This is a genomic window from Parachlamydia acanthamoebae (genome assembly GCF_000875975.1).
GTDB lineage: Bacteria > Chlamydiota > Chlamydiia > Chlamydiales > Parachlamydiaceae > Parachlamydia > Parachlamydia acanthamoebae.
Map to the genome: position 1 here is coordinate 70,651 of NZ_BAWW01000002.1, position 17,319 is coordinate 87,969.

Below are 17,319 nucleotides of genomic sequence, written 5' to 3' on the forward strand. Positions count from 1 at the left end.
TTTTGTAATCAAGATGAGGTTATAAGATTTCTGCGATCCAATGATTTCCAATTGGGTTTCCAAAGGGGCGCAAGAGTTAATGAGAAATCTCTTTTTTGGGTTTGCCTATAAAAATAGTCGCTGGTAGTCTTTTTGGGATTTGAGAAGTTTTCCAGGCTGAAATTCGGTGGTTTCCTTCATAAAGTTGGTATCTTTTGAGGGCTGTAGGAGATGGATTCTTCCACAGAACTATACCTCTTAATTCAGAAACCTGAAACTGTTCTTCACTTGGAAAAAGGATTTCAACATTTTTTAGCATCCAATCGATTTCCAAGGCATTTATCTCGACTTTTCTCCACCTGGCTTCTTCTCTTTCAGATTTCCAGAGCTGAAATTGACCTCTTACAGATTGAAAAATGGATTCAATCAATGCAATGTTTGGATTTTCATTTTTAGGGCTGAGATCGGCTCGTTTCGGGAATGTTGGTCGAATATATTTTGAAAACTGACATTCCGGCGACCATTCATTATACAGCCAGGTCTGTTTGATTTCAAAAGTTGAAGTTAATTTTGTCACCATAGAGCCCAAAGGGTACTTTGAAAATATATTTTGGGCTAAAGAGGTTACTTCAGAATGATGCGAAGATGGTGTTATAGATTCATTTATTTTTTTTATTTGATCTGTTGCTATTCCGATGGGATCCATAGATACCTTTTTGCCTGTGTGTTTTTGTGATAAGAAAGATTGTGCGAAAAAAAACATTTTACCGCGATTTTTTAGTGATTATAGATTCACAAATCATGAAAGATCGGAATATGCATATAATGACTCAAAGAGGTAAAATGCTAAATGAAGAAAAGCATTAGCTTTCATCATTGTCGAGAGGATTTTGCAGAAAAAAAATACATAAATTTTCTTTTTTTTCATTTAGGTATTGCACAAAAAATCGATTTCAGTATAAGATCTCATCTTTAAATTAAGCGTGTACGACATTACTGGGGTGTCGCCAAGCGGTAAGGCAGCGGTTTTTGGTACCGCCATGCGAGGGTTCGAATCCTTCCACCCCAATTACGACTTAAATACTGGAATAGTTAAATGCCCAGTCCGTCATCACACTTGCTTTTGTTTTCCGGGTCATCACATCCGACATTAGCTCAACAAGTGGCCGACTATCTGGGAGTTAAGCTAGGTCAAGTTCAGTTAGAGCGTTTTCCAGATGGAGAAATTTCCGTTCAAATTTTGGAAAATGTGCGTGGACGAGACACGTTTGTTATTCAACCGATTGCTCTCGACCCAAACAACTACTTGATGGAGCTTCTTATAATGATTGATGCTCTTAAACGAGCGTCAGCCCATAGCATAGCAGCCGTCATCCCTTATTATGGGTATTGCCGGCAAGATCGCAAAGATAAACCCCGTGTTCCGATTACAGCTAAGTTGGTGGCCAATCTCTTAGTAGATGCCGGAGCAACAAGAATCTTAACGATGGACTTGCATGCAGGGCAACTTCAAGGTTTTTTTGATATTCCTGTTGACAATTTGCAAGCGCGTCTCCGTCTAGGAGAAGCCTTCAATGATCTGATGCCAAGCAATTTTGCTGTTGTAGCCCCTGATGTGGGAAGTGTTAAACTCGCAAGAGATTATGCACATCAACTCGGAGTGGATTTAGCAATAGCAAGTAAACACCGGACGAGTGTATCAGATGTGCAAATTGCAACTCTATTTGGGGATGTCGAAGGAAAAGATGTACTTCTCGCTGATGATATGTGTTCCACCGCTGGAACGCTAGTGTCAGCTGCGAAAGCGTGCCAAGAGAAGGGAGCCCGTCGGATTTTTGCTGCAGTTACGCACGGTTTATTTGTTGGAAATGCCGTTGCAAGAATTGAAAAAAGTCCCATTGAAACGGTGCTCGTAAGTAATACAATTCCTTACACAGATCGACTTAGTCAATCGACTAAAATCAAAATCGTATCTGTCGCAAGTCTCTTAGGTCAGGCAATCAGCTGTATTTTATCACGGCAGTCCATCTCTTCCCTATACGAAATTAACGAAGCGTAGCATTGAGCGATAGCTAAACTTAGCGCTTTGCTTGCAGCAGGCTCAGAAATTTACATGTGAACCCTGTCTGCTTTTCACTTAACTTAGGTTTTTGGAGGATCCATGAAACTCAAAGCTTTTAAACGAAATGTTGAAAAAAGATGTAACGTCAATAAGCTACGTCGCGAAGGAAAAATTCCTGCGGTTATTTATAAAAAAGGAAGTTCTGGTGAAGAACTTTCAGTAGACAGTATCATGTTTACAGCAGCTCTCCGTAAAGTTGAGCCAGGCCATCTTTCAACAACAATTTTTATTCTTGAAGATGAAAATGGTGCTGAAAGACGAGTCATTGTTAAAGAAATCCAATACAACGTCACAAATTATGATGTGATTCACTTGGATTTTGAAGAATTAATTGATGGAACACCTGTCAATGTGAAAGTGCCAATCGAAATCGTAGGCGTTGCTGATTGCCCAGGAATTAAATTAGGTGGCGTTCCACGTCAGGTTATCCGTTCATTGAAAGTACGCTGCTTGCCAAAAGATATTCCAGCTTCATTCCCGATTGACATTTCAACTTTGTCCCTCGGCGAATCAAGACGTCTTTCTGATTTGGAAATCGCAAATACACTCCGTCCTTTGATGAATTTGAGTGAAGTTGCTGTTGCCATCGTTAAACGTTAAGGATTGAATTTTGGAAGAAGTATCCAAACAACACCTCTTTGTAGGACTGGGAAATCCTGGCAAGAAATATGAGATGACTCGACATAACATTGGGTTTCTCGTCCTTCAAGCCTATGCTCAGCAGTTTGGATTTACACTTGCACCAGATAGTAAATTTAAGGGAACGGTAGCAAAAAAGAAATTTCACTCAGGAGAAGTTCATCTTTTGCTGCCTGCCACCTTTATGAATGAAAGCGGGCAAGCTGTTAAACGTTATGTCGATTTTTACAAGATTCCCATTTCATCTATGACGGTTGTTGTGGATGATGCCGATCTTTCCTTTGGAGCTATACGCTTAAGATCGCAGGGGAGTGCAGGTGGGCATAACGGACTTAAAAGCATTATTAGCCACTTAGGAACTACCCAATTTGCACGTTTGCGAATGGGAATTGGCCGTCCAGATCGAGAAAGTTCACTGGATGACCTAGCAGATTATGTATTAGATAACTTTTCACAAAATGAGATGCCTCATTTAGCCTCCTTCTTACAACAAGGGGCTAACATTTTAGAGAGATTACTGACGCAAGACCTGGCAGCAGCCATGAATGTCGTCAATAAGAGTTCTTAGGCATTTCACTAACTTTATGAGGCCATCACACATGGCCGGGAGAATAAGCAATGAGTGAAAAACAAAAGCATTTATACGAGGGGATGTATGTCATCAGCGCGACACTAAGCGATGAGGCACGCAAGAAAGCCCTTGAAAAGATTCAAAATGGAATCACTGAACATGGGGGAGAAATCCTTAAAGTTCACGACCAAGGAAGACGTCGATTGGCCTACCAAATCGATGGACACCGCGAAGGGTACTATTATTTACTTTATTTTAGTGTCGATCCTGCCGCTATTTCCGAACTTTGGCATGATTATCATTTAAACGAAGATCTGATCCGTTTCATTACTCTACGCACAGATAAAGTAATGGAAAAAATTGAGTTTAAATCTTTGGTTGAAGCACAGTAAGGAGTATTTAAGTATGTCAACAAGAAACACAAAGCGTGCACATCCAAGAGATCAGCGTGCGCGTAAGCGTAAAACATGTCCTTTTACTGCTGCTGGGATCACAGAAATTGATTACAAAGATGTGAGTACCCTCAGCAAGTTCATTACCGAGCGAGGTAAAATTTTGCCACGTCGTATTACTGGTGTCTCAGCCTATCACCAAAAACGTTTAGCAGAAGCCATTAAGCGAGCACGTCATATCGCTTTGTTGCCGTTTGTGGCTGAAGTATAAGATTAACAGATTAGGAGATAAGTCTCATGGCACACAAATTGCTATTAATTGAAGATGTAGAAAATCTTGGACGAAGCGGAGATCTCGTATCAGTTAAGCCTGGATACGCACGTAATTTCCTTTTGCCTCAAGGCGTTGCAGTTCCTGCAGATAAGCGTTCTCTTAGAATGCGAGCACGTTTACAAGAAGAACGTGAGAAAAAAGCTGCTGTGGACAGATCTGAATCAGAAAAAATTGCAGCTCAATTGGCTGAAGTCACTTTGACATCTATTGTGAAAGTTGACCATGATGGACATATGTATGGTTCCGTGTCAATTGCAGATATTGCTCATTTACTTTCTACTCAGCAAGTTGAATTAGAGAAGCGTTCTATTGGTCTAAAGCATCCTATTAAAGAAATTGGAGTTTACACAATTCCAGTGAAATTAAAAGAAGGTGTGACAGGATCGTTTACGTTGAAAGTGATTTCAGAAGAAGCTAGCCGTCAGGCAGCAGAGGCTGAAAGCGCAGAAAAAAGCGAATAATTACGCGATTATTTTTACCACAAAGAGCACAGCAATGTGATCTTTGTGGTTTATTCATTTTCTCTCCTTGGAGTTTCTGGCATGCTCACCCTCTATTCTCCAGCTAAAATCAATCTTTTCTTACAGATTCTTTCGCGTCAAGATGATGGATATCACCGTTTGGCAACCCTCATGCAAACCATTAAGTTAGCCGACACCTTGCATGTTGCGCTTGCGGATCAAGATGAGCTAACGTGTACCGACCCTTCCATCCCTACAGATGGATCAAATTTAGTTTTAAAAGCAGCCAAGCTGTTTCGTGAAATAAGTGGTTTGTCCGTTGGAATTCGAGTGCATTTGGAAAAAAAAATCCCTCATCAAGCTGGTTTGGGAGGAGGGAGTAGCAATGCCGCTACCACGCTATGGGCTCTCAACCAACTCACTGGCCAAACATTATCGACATTTCAACTGATGCAAGCAAGTGGAAAAATAGGTTCGGATATCCCTTTCTTTTTTTCTAAAGGAACAGCCTTTTGTACAGGGCGCGGAGAGATTGTGCAAGCACTCCCTCCTTTTCAAAATGAATCCGTTACAATTGTTAAACCTACAGAGGGATTGGAGACAGCTAGGATCTACGGTCAATTGGATTTGAATGATACTTGCAAAGAGAATTCCGAACGATTGCTCCATTCGTTTATGTATCCCAATCAGATTCCTCTTTTGGTGAATGATCTCGAGAAACCCGCCTTCGGCTGTTTGCCTCAGCTGGAAGATTTAAAGCGGCAATTGCAGCGATCAGGATTTAAATCTGTTCTGATGTCTGGGAGTGGTTCTGCATTTTTTTGTTTGGGTCAATCTGAAAAAGAACTTCCGACAGACCTCTTTAGTTGCCAGACAAGCTTTGTTAATCGCTCTGCAGAAAATTGGTATACGCTTTAATTCTGTCCCCAAGTTGGTTGATAAACTGTATTGTTTCCTGAGGAGTGAGAATCCCTGCTTGAATGGAGGGGCCTGCAATTTGCAGAAGCTCGATTTGAAAACTTTCTAATGAAAGGGGTTCTCGTGTATCCACATATCCTTCCTCGATAAGTACTTCTTTTAGCCTAGACAATGTTTGCAGACGAAAACCTTTTAATCGCTCATCTTGTTTTGCTGCTAAGATTTCAAGCAGTTTAGAACTGTTGTAATGAGTTTGATCTGCGATGGCTAAGATGGGCTCAAGGTATTTATCACTCACTCCACAACGCGTTAGAATTTCGGCATCAATAGCTTTTCCTCTTCCCACATTCCAGCATGCGAAAAATTGCTCTAGGATGAGTCCCTTTGAGGCAATTTTTTTCCAAGTCTTTTCATTTCCAAAAGAACGTTGGATTTTACCTAACTCCATCTGTTGCTTCAATTGGCCGTACGTTTGGATGTGCAAATGTTGCAAATAATAAAGCTCTTCGGCTTCCTCTAAAAGATGATAAACATGCACATGTCCCTTCCCTAGATGCGGAATGATTTGGGGGATTGTAAAAAAGGCCGCATAATCTACAAGAGTTTCTTCTGGCAATGGCTGTCGAGTTTGCATAGGGATCATGCTGGGGACTATTTTTTCTAATGGTTGCATCGATGAAAGATCAATCCGATTGAAAGTTAAACCTTTGTGATCTTTTACAACCTGTTCCCAAGCGTGCATATCGGCTTCACGGCAGGTAAAATAAAAAATCTGTCTGCCTGCAGCAGCGATTTCACAGAGAGATCTTGCTATTTCATAAAAACGTTCCGTGTCTGACCCACTGAGGGTTTCATCTAAGAAAAAGGGTAAGGGTTTTTTCTCTTTTTCAATGAAGAGATTAAACGCTAATCTAACAGCCAAGATGAGCTGAGATTGTGTTCCTCGAGAAAGTTCATGGAGTTTTTTGATTTCGCAAGACTTTGTGTCGTAAGCTAAAAATTCAAATCCATTTGTCGTTTGCTCAGGAATAATTAAGGAAAAATGTGCTTTTGTAAAGCGCGAAAACCACTCATTGGCGATCGAAAAGACTTCGGGTTGGCTCTCTCTTTGATAGTCCTTTTCAATTTTATCTAGAAGGGTCTGACCAGCAATCGCTAGCCCAAATTCTTCAAATACACGTTCAAACTTTGCTTGTTTTTCCAGCACTTGTGTATGTGCATCTTCGAGTTGATAAGCATTTTCAGCGAACTGAAGAGCTTGTTTGATTGCGGTTTTTTTCTCCATCCATCGTTCTATGCCTTTTGCCATGAGCAAAGAGGTATTTTTCAAATTTTGGAGCTCAACATGTGAAAGATTTAAAAGATTTGGATGTTGTGCTAACCGTTGCTTTAAGACTTCTGCTTCAATTTGTTTGTGTTGGTAGGTTTGACGCAATTGATGGTAAGCAGAAAATAGATGTAAGCATTCTAACAAAATCTCTTCGGAGGTACATTCACAGCGTTTGTACAAGGCGTCTATGTTTTCTTGCAAAACATTCAGATCTTGCTTAAGATGATCAAATTGCTCTTGTAAATGGGAGAGATGACTTTGACAAGTACGAATTTGTTCGAATTGATGACAAACATCTAAAAATAGCTGCCAAGCGCGCGCATGATGGGTTAATTCTTGTTCGGTAAAAACATGAAAAAATGCGCATAGCTTTTTGAGAATGGTTTTTTCTTCATCGACATGCAATGCAAGTTTTTGCTCATGATTTTCAATACTCGTTTGTAAAAGAATCACATTCTTAATCGAGTCATAAAGAATCGGATATGAAATACGTTCTTGCTCCATGGGATAAAGTTCCAATGCTGCACACAGATGGTCCCATTGCTTTTCTAAGCTTTCAGCATGAAAGGATAATTCTTGACGAAGACCAGTATCTTCCTGATGACGAAGAGCTTGTCCCCAATGGCTTTCGATTGCATTTAGTGTGTGTGCAACATCTTCATCGCTCCATGCATGTGGAAGCGGAAGCTGCAGGGCTTTGTATTGATTTTGAACTTTTTCTTTGGCTTGCTTAACAATATCGTAAGGATGATTCCATAACCATAGAAAAAGAGTCATTAATCCACATGAAGACCCCATGAGAGCCCATTCCCAAGGAAAGTTAGACAAAGACGGTATGATCAGAAAAAACAAACTTAAAAGTAAGGTAAATAAGCAGGCTACCCAATGTTGATTTGGACTGTAGGTACGTGTGGCCTTCCACAAATTTAAAAGGGCTGTGCCTTCGCGTAGTGTTTCAGGAGGATAGATGACCGTAGAGGAATTTTCAAGGATATGTATACGGGTTTGTATAATCTCTCGTTTTTGTTTAAGCACCTCATAATCTTGCGTCCATTGTTGAGCCCGCGAGAGTTCTTCCAAAGTAAAAGTATCCGTATGGGATAAATGAATAAAAGCTCGATACTTACTTAAAGATTGGTTTGCCTGGGTCAAAGCTTGTTTAACATGATTTTTGTCATCTTGGACTTCTTTTAGCTGATCGAGTAAGGCTTGAATGTTCTCTAAAGTTTGTGGAGAAGGTAAAGAAAGATGTGAAAAAGGAAGCCCTTTAAGCACTTCTTGTTCTTTGGTCATCTCTTTTTCAATTTTGTTAAGACGTAGGCCATATTCTTGCTTTTGCATGCGAAGCTGTTGATAGATCTCCTGATCATTTTCTCGAAATTTTTCAAGTTGAGCGGGATAACCACGTATTTGCATAGATAAAGCCTGCATCCCTTCATCAAGTTCTTTCCAGCGCAATGCATCTTCTAAGAGGGGAAGTAAGCTCTGAGAATGACTCGCTGCCTCAATCTCTTTCTCAATTGTAAAAAGGGACTCTTCGTCTTGTTTAAGAGATCGTTGTTGCTCTTTTGCTAAACGCAGATTCTTTAGAGCTAGATCAAGATCTTGTTTATCTGATTTGCCTTTGAAGCGTCCAATCGTGAAAAAAGGATGATTACGAACATGGCTAAGGTCATAGCCTCCACGAGCCTGTTTTGCGATCTCTGCAGCAAAGTCTTGATCAGAAGCCGAAGACAGAAGATCTTCAATCGTTAATGTATAGCAAGAAGCATAGGAAGGTGGAGGTAATTGTTTTTGTAGCTCAGGATTGGCGGGTGTACATTTCCAATGTTTTCCTTCTAAGGAAAGCTCTATTTTTTCTCCTTCTGTAATCCAAATGCTATGCAAGGAGGTTGGCTCTAAGTGAGAAAGAGAGGGCCATAACAGAGCTCGAATGGCTTTACAGGTCGTTGTTTTACCAACACCATTAGCTCCAATCACGACATGCAAATTAGACTTTGCTAAATCTTCTTGCTTGTAGCGTAGGCCTTGATGAAGAAAACCCGGCATGCGTCGAATATCGAGATATTTTAGCTTCATTCTTTTTCCTTTTGACTGAGCAGAAGATCGAGGGCTTGATAGCCAGATTGCAATAACCATGCTTTTATTTGCTCATCGGAAACTTCGAACTGGGAAAAGTATGCATACTTTTCTTGCGCAGAAGAAAGGCGTGCTCGTGTCATTTGCAAAATTGACTGAACATCTGGCAAGCTATTTTCTAGTGCAAGCAACTGCTTGGCCAGTAGACCCGCTGGATCAGAAAGTTCACTTAACTGTTTTAAATCATAAGAGGGCTGTGTGTAATTTTGCGTATGTTCAATGAAATACTCCACCGAGTTGATGGAAAAAAGGACGCGGTTTTGCATTTTTTCGATCAGGGTGGGGATTTGCCTATAAGCGGAATGACTGCCTATCAAAGTCAAACGACATCCTACAGCTTGCAAAAACGGAGAGTGGTTTTCAAAGGATGCATGCAATGCAGAAAATTCACGTATGAGTCTTTCTTCAAAGTTATCTATGTCCGTTTGAGAAATGGATAATTGGATATTTTCCCAACGAATTTTGGCAAAAGAAATGAAATTTTTTTTGATTTCATGATTTGGCAAAATTTCTAAAAGATGAGCTCCATGGTCACCATTTTCACTCGCATCTAAACCTTGAGGAGAACCACAATAAAAAACTAAGGGATTTTGATAAAGAGTAGTCGGTTTATGAATATGTCCTAAAGCCCAAGCTAATGGAGGCAATCCATCAAAATCCTGCACTTTTACAGGAGCGTATCGACTTAAAGCTGTTCCTGGGCAGTCACAATGTAAGAGGCCGATGACAGGGTCTGTCGAACTTATCGAGGGCAAGTCATTGTGATAGCGTTGTAGGGGATTATAAGACACATGATTTTCAGGAAAAGACCATCCATCAAATCGAATATTGCGGCAATTTAAAGTGAGAAGAAGCGATTCCCATTTTCCGTCTTTGCCTAATAAATGAAAGAAAGGGGACGATATGGTTTGGGCTAGTTTTCGAAAAACAGAGGCATCATGGTTTCCTGTCACGGCGATAAGGGGAATTTTGGCATCAATTAGTGCTCTGATACCCTTTTCAAAAACGTGAAAAGTCTCAAAAAAGAGGTCATCTTGATCTACAGCATCCCCACAAAGCAATACCGCGTCAATTTTATTTTCAGGAGACACAGCATAGTGTACAATCGCTTCCCAAGCCGCTCGAGATGTAAATTGTGTCGCCGTCAAGCCTTCCGGAAGAGGAGGAGAGCTGCGACCTAGATGCAAATCTGCTAAGCAAAGCAAGCGCACGGAGTTAGGCATGAGTGGTACACTCACATGTTTCTTCTTCTTCGGATTTTTCGGCGGGTTTGCTGACTAAACCCAGTGTTTTAAGCATGATTTGATCGCGATCAAAATCGGGGTTAGGTGTGGTTAAAAGCTTATCGCCAGTAAAAATTGAGTTTGCACCAGCCATGAAACACAAAGCTTGCTCAGCATCTGACAAAGAAAGTCGCCCAGCAGATAAGCGAACCATGGATTGTGGCATAATCAGCCGGGCTGTCGCGACCATGCGTAACATTTCCCAAACGGGGATTGGGGCTTGATTTTGAAGCGGGGTTCCTTTCACTGAGACTAACATGTTAATCGGTACAGAATCTGGATGTGTAGGTAAAGTCGCTAAGGTGTGGAGCATGCTAATCCGATCTTCGGATTTTTCACCTAATCCAATAATGCCCCCACAACAAACTGAAAGATCGGCTTTTCTGACATTTTCTAATGTGTTCAGGCGATCTTGATAAGTGCGGGATGTGATAATGCTCGGATAAAATTCTTCACCTGAATCGACATTGTGATTGTAAGAGTGAAGTCCAGCTTCCTTTAATTTTTTAGCTTGTTCTTCCGTTAGCATGCCAAGACAGCAGCAAACTTCTAAGCCTAGTTGTGAGACCTCTCTCACCATAACCAGAACACGTTCAAAGTCGGGACTATTTCGCACTTGTCTCCAAGCTGCTCCCATACAAAAACGGGTGCTGCCGGCATTTTTTGCATTTTTTGCTGCATCTAAGACTTCTTCCAGCTGCATGAGGGCTTCTGCTTTAACATCTGTATTATAACGGGCAGATTGAGGACAATAAGAACAGTTTTCAGGGCAACCGCCCGTTTTGATGGATAAAAGTGTACACAATTGAATTTCTCTTGAAGCATGAAATTTTCTGTGGACAGAAGCTGCTTCAAAAATAAGGTCTAGTAGAGGGGAATGATAAATCGATGAAATTTCTTCACGAGACCAGTTATGACGAATTGGATATGGCATAGATTGCTCCTTGATAAGGATAAAATCGTACTGAATCGCAGAGATTCACTCAACCAATTTCCGAAGGCTTCATGATTGCCATGGAATAGCCTTTATTTTATTTTTATGACATATAATTCGGATGCCAAAGTTGAAGCAAGATGCGCCGTATCCCAAAAGGCCATTGATGATTTGTCCCTTATTAGAGTCGTACGAATCAGTCATGAAATGCAAAATGAATGTGCATTAAAATACAGTTGATCAAACTAAGAGTATTTAAATAAATCAATAAAAAAGGAATTTTAATATGAACATGGTTGGTAATAAAAATGCCCTAATTCATTATGGAATCCCGATGAAGATAATCATAAAAAAGAATTTCCAAAAAGATGTAAAAGTGGAAAAAATCACTAATGTTTTCCAAAACAAAAAGAATGAAATTGCTGCGAAAAAAGAAGTCACTTCTAAAGAAGAAACAAATTACCGGAGAGCAGGCCGATGATGAATATGATTTTCTAAACTAAGGTTTTGCAAAGGTATTGACAATTTCGCAATGCCTATATTACCTAGAGCTGTTTTTACCCTATTTTGATAGTGTATTTCCCACCCAATGAAGAATGATTATCGATATTCATGTCTTCCTCCAATTAGAGGTATTAACTGTTTTTTTATTATAGCATGTCAATAAATTGAGCTTTTGGAGCAGGTCTAACCTAAAAATTTGAAGCGGGGTTTATTTTCAACAAAAAATTAAATTGTATTTATTCGATTTGTCCAATATTAAGGTTTTATCAAAACATTGATCCGGCTTATTTTTTAATGGCTAGAAAATGAAAGGTCCAAATGATGTCATTCTTAAACCTGGATTAGCAAATGCTTAACTGCCAAGAAAGTAATCGAACAGATTTTAGAGAAAGAGCGGAAGATATTCTGTCTTTTGCAATTGCTCTGGTTATAGTTCCACCGTTATATATGACAGAATCTTAGGAAGCACCTGCATTTTGATTGCTAGTAGAGTAAATAAACTTTTGATGCCCGCTCATCTCAGTCTTACCAATTCTCGTTCTAATAGCGCACTTAAATGTAGACAATTTAAACAAAATAACCTGCTGAAATTTCCTTTTGAACTTATGGATCATATTTTTTCATCTACTTCCTTTCAGAGATAGATGTGCCATTGTCAATAGCTGCAAAATGTTTAATATATCCTTTAAAAATGGGTTGCTCCACCATTTAGAGGATGACCCTAATAACATGGTGTTCAACTATGTTAGAAAGGCATTTCATACATCCCCTTTAATTTATAAAAGAATGTTGCAAAACAAAAGAAGGATATTATGGAACAAACGTTTATCTGTGTTACCTAAAATATTAGCGACTTTTGTAAAGCATCTGGTTATGAGTAAATCGTGTTCTGTTTTGTCGATTGTCAAAAGCATATTGCCAGATGTCACACAAGATGATGTAAATGCATATAATGCAAGACTACCTATTCGTGGTGAACGTTGTATTACAATCACTGAACCGATCACAATAGAAGGAATGGAGGAGGGGAGATCTGTTGGTTTTGCATTCATGAAATTCTTAGCTGTAATCATTCAATTGGGCATAGCATTTAAAGACTGTTATTCAGCTATCTGCTTTCTTAAACAAGGAGGGTTGAATGTAAAAGAGGCAGAAGCTTTAGAAACATTACAATATCCCGAAAATCTTTCTGAAGATCCGGTATTAGAAAAATTTGTCATTCACCAAACTGGCCGAGTTCCTTTAATTCCGTGTAGGCCATTTACGGGGTTTCGATTAGACTATTTTGAGGAAGCAAAAGAGGATTGGGGAAACTTCGGAAGCAAAGCAACGAATATGGAGTTTGATATTTCAGCCTTCATGGCTATTCAAAAACGAATACTTGAATTAGTTCAGGAAGGTAAGTTTAATCGAAAAGAAATTTTTAGCGTCTTGGAAATATTGGATATGCTTCCAGAATAGAAATAACTTTGTGAAATGATTTGTTTCTACTCGATATTTTCCTTACAATTTGAGCTCCAGAATGTCTGGATTAGTTTTTCTTCTCAATCAAAATCTTCGTCTTTCTGTTGACATAATAAATTTATTATTAGTCATAACTAGTTATGCTCCTATGCCTAAGGGAGCAGCTAGGGGGTCTGGGAGCACTACATTTTTGAAAATCTTATGTGCACATGCACATAGGTGTGTTATGCGCTTGCATTATTTGCTTTTATTATAGAAAAATGAATGCGTATTTTTCTTAGCTTATATTGTTGACCTGCTCCAAAGGTGCAAGGTCAAATCTATTGTCTGTGCTAAAGAAAGTAAAGAAAGAACGAAAATTTTGGATAGCTCAATGGGCGCTTAAAGCTTTCCATGCGTTTTATTGATGATCGAGCGAATTTAAAGACACAAGACAATGCAGATTTTTATCGTTCACTTCATCTTGATGATGTGGATAGAAAAAGCAAATCATCTGGGATCATTTCAAAAGTCTTTGCGAATGGGGAATTAATTAGTAAAATCATCCGATCCTTCTTAAAGATAAAAATCTAGAAACAGAAAATCTCTCATTCTAGCTTCTAAAATTACGTCATCAACACACGAAGAGTTTGATTTTGGAAGCTTTTTTAAAGACCTTGCTAGATCATGTTGTTATTATGCTTCCACAAATAAAATTTTTTTAACACTCAGATAAAGACGATTCTTAATGGTTTTAGGTTTATCAACATTGCACTTGATCGAGCAGTGGCTCTTTATTGTATCTAGATCTTTTTTTTAAAAAAATTAAGCTCATAATTTTCTACCCAATTTGAAATGGAGCTAACGCACTGAAATCCTAGCTTTTGATAAAATTTTTTTGCCTGAAAATCGTAGGTAAACAGTTGCACGTGCGTACAATTTTTTGCTTTGGCATAAGCTTCCAACTCTTTTAATAAACGTGTGCCAATACCTTGACATCGATATTTTTCATCCACCCACATGTAATCAATGCATGCGCTGGATCCTAAAATATCTCCAGAAAGGCCCCCTATGACTTCCGCATTTGCATCACGGGCATAAACCATAAAAAATTGTGATTTTTTTTCTTTAAAGAAAGGATGCATGTGGTTTTGCAATCCTTGCAAAATTTTTTGAGACACGTAGGGATTATCATGTTCTTCTTTGACAATCTGATATGTGCAGGTTTTTACATCTTGTGCGGAGATGGCAACACTCATGCTCAGTAATATGAGAAACCATAAGTAAAATTTTTTCATATATTCCTTTATTTTTTTTCAAACTAATTTTATCATCTCCCACGTTTGGTATTTTTGAAATATTTTTTTAGAGAAAACGAATAAAAGAGAGAGGATCATGAAAAATTTTATCAAGATAATATATGGGATTGTTTTTTTTCTTACAGGAGTCTGCAATGGTATGGAAAACATCGAAAAGATTATGCCTTTCGCAAAGATTGTTGCGACGACTTCTCAGCAAAGGTCAGCGGGTGCAGCCAAACATATGATGATTATGGACGGTTTTCCTATCAATGAGGATCTCGCCGTATCTTTTGCTCGGGGATTGCAGTTGGACCCACATGTTTATCAATTCCTAGAAAAAATCCAAATTGATGAAAAGGGAATGATTTCGATTGATGGAGAAGGAAAATTAGAGGGGTACGGTCTTAATCTAGACGGAATAGCTCGAGGAGAGCGGGTAAAATGTCGTGTGTGTCATCCTAATGGGTCTATTCTTACTGAAGCTTCTTATATTCCGAAACCGATTCGCAAAAAGAGTAAGGAAAAGACTTTCTCAATTGAGGCGGAACTTTTAGGTGTATTTCCAACGACGTATTTTTTTAAGTGTAAAGGTTTAGAAGAAGGGGAAATTTTAAAAATTCGTTCGACTTGTGTGCAGGAAGTACTAGAGACAGATGTCATTTATCATGAAGCGCAACCTATCAGGATTGCACCTGATTTAGAAAATAAAAGAGGGGGAATCAGTTTAGTTCAAATTATTCGTGCAAATGGAGATAAGTTGGGATTGCGTTTAAAATGGGGAAATATGCTTCTAGATGAGGCACAAGACTAATTGTTTCATTAGCTGGAAAGTCTCCTTTGAAGCTTTCCAGCATTTCCTCCATTTACCCTTGATTTACGAGGGCACCTATTTTGCGTTTTCGATATTCTCTAGTAAAATACCAACCTAGATTTGCCAGCGATATAAAGACAAAAAGGCATTTGAAAAGCGTGTAAGTTCCGTCTGAGATTTCAGCATTCTTTAAAGCGACTTCCGTTGGCAACGAGAGAGATAAAAAAAGTTGATCTTCAATTTTCTTTAAAATGGATCGATGGTTTTTCAACGATTCAAAAGGGACGTGGTCCTTCTTCGTCGACATCTCAAAATGCACGTGCAGCTGATGCTTGTTGGGTGCCACTTCGGTAAAGAAGGATATTTCATCACTTTCATACTTATTTTGAGAGGATTCTTGAGTCCATTCTTGCTCAGGATTAATGAAATAGAAATCTTCTACGGTATAACAGGGATAATCCAAATAAAGAGGAGATTTGCGCATCAGAGAAAAATTCAGTTCGCAGGAGTCCGAAATATAAACCGGGGAAAATTTGAAAGATTTTACTGTTTCTTCATCGTCGAGATTCCAAAGATTAGAGATTTCAAATGCCATTTCGAGGGATACTTGATTATTTTCTCTATCATCTTGAATTTTTAAAGGTTCCATGACCTCTAGCTGACCGTATTTTTTCGCATATAAATCGCAAAGGAATTTTTCAAATTCTTTAGGCTTATTTTGGGTGCAGAGATTACGCATATAATTGGCTTCAAAATCTTTGAAATCCTTTTTTATTTTGCAAATGACGGTATCTTTAGAATTGGCGAGTTCAAAAGTGGTTGATGTGACAATAAGAGGCGCAGGGGAAAGTTTTGGAAAATCTGTAAGATCAGTGGTTTTCTCGTTAAGGATGAGCCCTTTTTGAAATAAATTGCACTGTAGTTTTTCGAGATTTCCCCCTTCAAAAAGATGTGTAGAATCCACGTAATATTTTTTTTCATTTAAGCACACTTGAAGAATCACGTGGTCAAACATGAGAGGGCTCGGATGCCAATCAGAGAGATGGTCTCGGATTCCGGAATTGATTAAGACAGGATAAGATTCTACATTCATTAGTTCTAAGAAGGTTTTAAGTAGTAATGTTTTATCCTTGCAATCTCCAAAACGACGTTTAAAAACGATATTTGGTTGAGTGGGCATATGTGTATGAATTCCTCTTTCAAACCCTAAATAGCGCACTTCATCTTGAACAAATCGAATGGCTTTCAAGATTTTTTCTTCTGAAGAGATCGGTTGGTTGTTCCAGTTATCCACTAGTTCTTTGATCTCTTGGGAAGGGGCCTCTAGAACCTCAAAAATTTTGGTTCCCCATTGCGCCACTTCTGCCCAATTTTTTGACTCGCTAATTTGTATAACAGGTTCTGCCAAAAACCAATGGGGGCATAAAGGATCGAATTGGGTTGGTACAATATTTTTCAATTCCCATGTCCATTCTTGGTGCTCAGGAAAAGTTAGAAGAGTCGGTGTTAAAGATGTATTTTGCGTTTTGAAAAATAAAGAGCGTTGACTGCCATCAATCATCCGAAAATAGCTGTATAAAATAGGTTCTTCATGCTCTAGCCATATGGTTCCATCGGCAATGCCTTTGAAAATAGGATTTTTTCCTTTTTTCGAGTAGGCATATTCAATGATGTCGCCTGGCTGTACATCTTCAAGAAAAATGACCCATTTTTTTCGGCCGTTATAAAGCTGAAAATCTAATTCTTGTTCCTGCTGGATAACTTCCATGTGACAAGAAGAAATGCGATCTGAAGTCACTTGGTTTCGATGCACATGAATTTTATGTAGGACAAGTGACTCAAAAGAAGGATCAAATTCTATTTCAATTTGAGAATGTTGCTGCACGCCATTTTGATTTAAAAGACGTTTTGCAAAGTGTGTAAAGCGAGTTTCCTCATCAAGGTGTATTTGCTGGTCTTTCAGTACAAGCTCAAAATTTTGTCCCTTTTCAAGGATCTCCCCATTTTCAAGAGGGATTTCTTTGACCCAGTTTGGCTGTATGTCAATTGAACAATTGGGGGCAAATTCTACACCAAAAGAGAAGGTCGAAATTGAAAGAATAAAAAAAATAATTGTAACGAGTCGTTTTTTTAACATGTGATTTCCTCAAAAAAAATT

The 17,319-nt window shown here is 38.9% G+C and carries 16 protein-coding genes and 1 tRNA gene; 11 read left to right on the forward strand and 6 right to left on the reverse strand.

Annotation, left to right across the window (positions count from 1 at the left end; translation table 11 throughout):
- Positions 1 to 76 precede the first annotated feature (76 nt).
- Positions 77 to 685, reverse strand: a complete 609-nt coding sequence (locus AOM43_RS00500) for a hypothetical protein (RefSeq protein ID WP_226987336.1) — start codon at positions 683 to 685, stop codon at positions 77 to 79.
- Between the two features lie 291 nt (positions 686 to 976).
- Between AOM43_RS00500 and AOM43_RS00505 the strand changes: the two genes are divergently transcribed.
- From AOM43_RS00505 to ispE, 8 genes are all read left to right on the forward strand, one after another.
- Positions 977 to 1,048, forward strand: a tRNA-Gln gene (locus tag AOM43_RS00505).
- A gap of 27 nt (positions 1,049 to 1,075) precedes the next feature.
- The gene (locus tag AOM43_RS00510) at positions 1,076 to 2,038 is read left to right on the forward strand and encodes a ribose-phosphate diphosphokinase (RefSeq protein ID WP_013925058.1); all 963 of its coding nucleotides are present in this window, start codon (positions 1,076 to 1,078) and stop codon (positions 2,036 to 2,038) included.
- A 102-nt stretch (positions 2,039 to 2,140) separates the two neighbouring features.
- On the forward strand, positions 2,141 to 2,701 hold the full coding sequence (locus tag AOM43_RS00515) for a 50S ribosomal protein L25/general stress protein Ctc (protein WP_006341953.1): 561 nt from the start codon (positions 2,141 to 2,143) through the stop codon (positions 2,699 to 2,701).
- 10 nt (positions 2,702 to 2,711) lie between these two features.
- Complete coding sequence (gene pth / locus AOM43_RS00520) at positions 2,712 to 3,308, forward strand: aminoacyl-tRNA hydrolase (RefSeq protein WP_006341952.1); 597 nt, start codon at positions 2,712 to 2,714, stop codon at positions 3,306 to 3,308.
- 50 nt (positions 3,309 to 3,358) lie between these two features.
- Positions 3,359 to 3,703: a 30S ribosomal protein S6 gene (gene rpsF / locus AOM43_RS00525; protein WP_006341951.1), complete on the forward strand. Its 345-nt coding sequence runs from the start codon at positions 3,359 to 3,361 to the stop codon at positions 3,701 to 3,703.
- Between the two features lie 13 nt (positions 3,704 to 3,716).
- On the forward strand, positions 3,717 to 3,974 hold the full coding sequence (gene rpsR / locus AOM43_RS00530) for a 30S ribosomal protein S18 (RefSeq protein ID WP_006341950.1): 258 nt from the start codon (positions 3,717 to 3,719) through the stop codon (positions 3,972 to 3,974).
- Positions 3,975 to 4,000: 26 nt separating this feature from the next.
- Positions 4,001 to 4,498 (forward strand): 50S ribosomal protein L9, encoded by a 498-nt coding sequence (rplI, locus tag AOM43_RS00535; protein WP_006341949.1) that lies wholly within the window; start codon positions 4,001 to 4,003, stop codon positions 4,496 to 4,498.
- Positions 4,499 to 4,543: 45 nt separating this feature from the next.
- Positions 4,544 to 5,416, forward strand: coding sequence for a 4-(cytidine 5'-diphospho)-2-C-methyl-D-erythritol kinase (gene ispE / locus AOM43_RS00540; RefSeq protein ID WP_226987337.1), 873 nt, complete (start codon positions 4,544 to 4,546; stop codon positions 5,414 to 5,416).
- On the opposite strand, the gene AOM43_RS00545 is transcribed toward ispE, so the two are convergent.
- The 3 genes from AOM43_RS00545 to bioB are packed head-to-tail and all read right to left on the reverse strand — an operon-like array spanning position 5,382 to position 11,102.
- On the reverse strand, positions 5,382 to 8,825 hold the full coding sequence (locus AOM43_RS00545) for an AAA family ATPase (RefSeq protein WP_006341947.1): 3,444 nt from the start codon (positions 8,823 to 8,825) through the stop codon (positions 5,382 to 5,384). The genes ispE and AOM43_RS00545 overlap by 35 nt on opposite strands.
- Positions 8,822 to 10,123: a metallophosphoesterase family protein gene (locus AOM43_RS00550; protein ID WP_226987338.1), complete on the reverse strand. Its 1,302-nt coding sequence runs from the start codon at positions 10,121 to 10,123 to the stop codon at positions 8,822 to 8,824. Before AOM43_RS00550 ends, AOM43_RS00545 begins: the two co-directional genes overlap by 4 nt.
- Positions 10,101 to 11,102: a biotin synthase BioB gene (bioB, locus tag AOM43_RS00555; RefSeq protein ID WP_013925054.1), complete on the reverse strand. Its 1,002-nt coding sequence runs from the start codon at positions 11,100 to 11,102 to the stop codon at positions 10,101 to 10,103. Before bioB ends, AOM43_RS00550 begins: the two co-directional genes overlap by 23 nt.
- Before the next feature lie 292 nt (positions 11,103 to 11,394).
- Between bioB and AOM43_RS00560 the strand changes: the two genes are divergently transcribed.
- Together AOM43_RS00560 and AOM43_RS00565 are read left to right on the forward strand one after the other, a co-directional pair.
- The gene (locus AOM43_RS00560; RefSeq protein WP_148265736.1) at positions 11,395 to 11,583 is read left to right on the forward strand and encodes a hypothetical protein; all 189 of its coding nucleotides are present in this window, start codon (positions 11,395 to 11,397) and stop codon (positions 11,581 to 11,583) included.
- 692 nt (positions 11,584 to 12,275) lie between these two features.
- The gene (locus tag AOM43_RS00565) at positions 12,276 to 13,067 is read left to right on the forward strand and encodes a hypothetical protein (RefSeq protein WP_152618830.1); all 792 of its coding nucleotides are present in this window, start codon (positions 12,276 to 12,278) and stop codon (positions 13,065 to 13,067) included.
- A 785-nt stretch (positions 13,068 to 13,852) separates the two neighbouring features.
- On the opposite strand, the gene AOM43_RS00575 is transcribed toward AOM43_RS00565, so the two are convergent.
- Positions 13,853 to 14,347 (reverse strand): GNAT family N-acetyltransferase, encoded by a 495-nt coding sequence (locus tag AOM43_RS00575; RefSeq protein ID WP_013925049.1) that lies wholly within the window; start codon positions 14,345 to 14,347, stop codon positions 13,853 to 13,855.
- A 160-nt stretch (positions 14,348 to 14,507) separates the two neighbouring features.
- Between AOM43_RS00575 and AOM43_RS00580 the strand changes: the two genes are divergently transcribed.
- Complete coding sequence (locus tag AOM43_RS00580; RefSeq protein ID WP_039376922.1) at positions 14,508 to 15,161, forward strand: hypothetical protein; 654 nt, start codon at positions 14,508 to 14,510, stop codon at positions 15,159 to 15,161.
- A gap of 52 nt (positions 15,162 to 15,213) precedes the next feature.
- Here AOM43_RS00580 and AOM43_RS00585 read toward each other — a convergent pair whose 3' ends face one another.
- The gene (locus AOM43_RS00585; protein ID WP_059358643.1) at positions 15,214 to 17,298 is read right to left on the reverse strand and encodes a DUF3857 domain-containing protein; all 2,085 of its coding nucleotides are present in this window, start codon (positions 17,296 to 17,298) and stop codon (positions 15,214 to 15,216) included.
- Positions 17,299 to 17,319: the final 21 nt, after the last annotated feature.